This window comes from Acidisphaera rubrifaciens HS-AP3 (genome assembly GCF_000964365.1).
Lineage (GTDB): Bacteria > Pseudomonadota > Alphaproteobacteria > Acetobacterales > Acetobacteraceae > Acidisphaera > Acidisphaera rubrifaciens.
The window spans coordinates 1-3,508 of sequence record NZ_BANB01000244.1 but is presented as its reverse complement, the minus strand read 5'-3'; the positions used below and the strand labels follow the sequence as shown (position 1 = coordinate 3,508).

Sequence of the window (3,508 nt, the reverse complement as noted above, 5' to 3'; positions counted from 1 at the left end):
GCCGAGGTGACGCGCCGCTACACCACGCTGATGGCGGCGTCGCAGCCGGCCGTCGCGGCCGAGGCGCTGGACGCCTACGATTTCGGGCGCCATCGCCGGCTGCTCGATGTCGGCGGCGGGAACGGCGCGTTCCTGCGCGCGGTCGGCGCGCGGGCGCCGCGGCTCGACCTGCATCTGTTCGACCTGCCGTCGGTGGTGGCCGAGGCGCCGGGACTGTTCGCCGCCGCCTGCATGGCCGATCGCGCCGTCGTCCATGGCGGCAGCTTCCTGTCCGATCCGCTGCCGCAGGGGGCCGATATCGCGACCCTCGTGCGCGTCCTGCACGATCACGATGACGCGCGCGCGCTGGTCATCTTGCGGGCGGTGCGGGCGGCGCTGCCGCGCGACGGCACCCTGCTGCTGATCGAGCCGATGGCCGGCGCCCCCGGGGCGGAACCGGTCGGCGAGGCGTATTTCGGCTTTTATCTCCTGGCGATGGGCAGCGGACGGGCGCGGGCGCCGGCGGAGATTGCCGCCCTGCTGCACGCGGCCGGCTTCGACCGGCCCCGCTTCCTGCCCACCCACACGTCCCTGATTACCGGCATTGCGGTCGCGCAATGTCGTGACAATGCCCTGTAAATGTTCCTTGACACTCAGACATGTCAGTCTAGGCTGACTTACAGCCAGACGCCTTTGATCCTTCGGAGCGCGTGATGGACACCACTGCTGTCATTTTGGAAGAGCCGCACCGCCTGGATCTCCGGCGGATCGTGCTCGATGCCCCGGGTGAGGATGACGTCGTCGTTGAAGTCTGCTGGAGCGGTATCAGCACGGGGACGGAGCGGCTTCTCTGGACCGGCGCGATGCCCGACTTCCCCGGCATGGGCTACCCGCTGGTGCCTGGCTACGAGTCGGTGGGTCAGGTGATCCGCGCCCCGGTCGCCTCCGGCCTGCGTGTCGGACAGACGGTCTACGTGCCGGGTGCCCGCTGCTTCGGCGAGGTGCGGGCGCTGTTCGGCGGCGCCGCCGGGCGGCTGGTGACCGGCGCCGATCGGGTGTGGCCGATCGACCCCGCGCTCGGGGCCTGCGGCACGCTGATGGCGCTGGCGGCGACCGCCTACAACGCCCTCCCGGCCGAGGATGCCCCCCAGCCCGACCTGATCATCGGCCACGGCGTGCTCGGCCGCCTGCTGGCGCGGCTCGCGGTGACGCGCGGCGCCGCGCCCGTCGTGTGGGAGCGCACGGCCGCCCGTCGCGGCGGCGCCGAGGGCTATGTCGTCATCGATCCGGAGCTGGATACGCGGCGCGACTACCGTTGCATCGTCGATGCGAGCGGTGACGGCGCGCAGCTCGACGCCCTGATCGGCCGCCTCGCGCATGGCGGCGAGATCGTCCTCGCCGGGTTCTACGCCGACCGTCTGTCCTTTGCCTTCCCGCCCGCCTTCATGCGCGAGGCGCGGCTGCGCGTCGCCGCCGAATGGCGCCGGCCCGCGATGACCGCGGTGCGGGCATTGATCGATACCGGGCGTCTCTCGCTCGAGGGGCTCGTCACGCACGAGGAGTTCGCGGGCGACGCCGCGCGGGCTTACCGGACCGCCTTCAACGATCCCGACTGCCTCAAAATGGTTCTCGATTGGAGACTTTGCGCATGAACGCACCCGTCATCCGCCGCGTGTCCGGGCCGGCGCCCGCGAGCGAGGCGATGCACGCCGCGCTGCGCGAGGAAGCGTCGATCGAGCCGGAGGTGCCGGTCGCGGCGCCGGCCACCAAGGAGACGCAGATCATCGCCATCTACGGCAAGGGCGGCATCGGCAAGAGCTTCACGCTCGCGAACCTGTCCTACACCATGGCGCAGCAGGGCAAGCGCGTGTTGCTGATCGGCTGCGACCCGAAAAGCGACACGACGTCGCTGCTGTTCGGCGGCCGGTCCTGCCCGACCATCATTGAAACGTCGTCGAAGAAAAAGGCGGCCGGCGAGCAGGTCGCGATCGGCGACGTGTGCTTCAAGCGCGACGGCGTGTTCGCGATGGAGCTCGGCGGCCCCGAGGTCGGCCGCGGCTGCGGCGGGCGCGGCATCATCCACGGCTTCGAACTGCTGGAGAAGCTGGGCTTTCACGAATGGGGCTTCGACTACGTGCTGCTCGACTTCCTGGGCGACGTGGTGTGCGGCGGCTTCGGCCTGCCGATCGCCCGCGACATGTGCCAGAAGGTCATCGTCGTCGGCTCGAACGACCTGCAATCGCTCTACGTGGCCAACAACGTCTGCTCGGCGGTCGACTACTTCCGCAAGCTCGGCGGCAATGTCGGCGTGGCCGGCATGGTCATCAACAAGGACGACGGCACCGGCGAGGCGCAGGCCTTTGCCGATAAGGTCGGCATCCCGGTGCTGTCGGCGATCCCCGCCGACGACGACATCCGCCGCAAGAGCGCCAATTACGAAATCGTCGGCCAGCCCGGCGGCCGCTGGGCCCCGATGTTCGAGATGCTGGCCGAGCAGGTCGCGATCGCGCCGCCGGTGCGCCCGCATCCGCTGACGCACGAGGGGCTGCTCGATCTGTTCAAGGGCGACGCCGTCGGACGCGGTGTCACGCTCGTGCCGGCGACGACCGACGACATGTGCGCGGCCAGCGTCAACACCCGCCCGTCCCTCGAAGTCCTCTACGAGGGCGCATGACCATGGCCGACGGCGGGTGTCACGGCGGACGCGAGACGATGCTGGAGGCGGCGCAGGCCGCCGGCAAGACGGACGCGATCGCGCGGATGCTCGCCGACTATCCGCGCGGCCCGCATGACCAGCCGCAGTCGATGTGCCCGGCCTTCGGCAGCCTCCGCGTGGGGCTCCGGATGCGGCGCACGGCGACGATCCTGTCGGGCTCGGCGTGCTGCGTATACGGCCTGACCTTCACCTCGCATTTCTACGGCGCGCGGCGCAGCGTCGGGTACGTGCCGTTCAACTCCGAAAGCCTGGTGCGCGGCCAGCTGTTCGAGGACATCCGCAACGCCGTGTTCGACATGGCGAAGCCCGACGAATACGACGCCATCGTCGTCATCAACCTGTGCGTGCCGACCGCCTCGGGCGTGCCGCTCGACCTGCTGCCGAAGCAGATCAACGGCGTGCGCGTCATCGGCATCGACGTGCCGGGCTTCGGCGTCCCGACGCATGCCGAGGCGAAGGACGTGCTGGCCGGCGCGATGCTGCGTTATGCGCGGCTGGAGGCCGAGGACGGCCCGGTGGCGCGGCCGCGCCATGTCGCCAACGATCAGCGCGCCGTCACCCTGATCGGCGAGATGTTCCCGGCCGATCCGCCGGGGGTCGCCGCGATGCTGGCGCCAATGGAACTCGCCCTCGCGCCGCCGGTGCCGACGCGCGAGTGGCGCGACCTGTATGCCGCGCTGGACTGCGTCGCGGCGGGCGCGATCCATCCGTTCTATACCGCATCCATCCGCGAGCTGCGCGCGGCCGGCCGTCCGGTCGTGGGCTCCGCGCCGGTCGGCGTCGACGGCACGGCGGCCTGGCTCGACGCGATCG

4 protein-coding genes are annotated in these 3,508 nt (G+C 70.7%); all 4 read left to right on the top strand.

What is annotated here, in order from left to right:
• Positions 1 to 618: methyltransferase (locus B8460_RS08460; protein WP_048861153.1), on the top strand; the 618-nt coding region annotated here is incomplete at its 5' end.
• Positions 619 to 692: 74 nt separating this feature from the next.
• On the top strand, positions 693 to 1,631 hold the full coding sequence (bchC, locus tag B8460_RS08455; RefSeq protein WP_048861151.1) for a chlorophyll synthesis pathway protein BchC: 939 nt from the start codon (positions 693 to 695) through the stop codon (positions 1,629 to 1,631).
• The gene (locus B8460_RS08450) at positions 1,628 to 2,653 is read left to right on the top strand and encodes a chlorophyllide a reductase iron protein subunit X (protein ID WP_048861150.1); all 1,026 of its coding nucleotides are present in this window, start codon (positions 1,628 to 1,630) and stop codon (positions 2,651 to 2,653) included. Before bchC ends, B8460_RS08450 begins: the two co-directional genes overlap by 4 nt.
• Positions 2,650 to 3,508 (top strand): nitrogenase component 1 (locus B8460_RS08445; protein WP_277813954.1); only part of this gene is annotated, 859 nt, incomplete at its 3' end. The genes B8460_RS08450 and B8460_RS08445, both read left to right, overlap by 4 nt.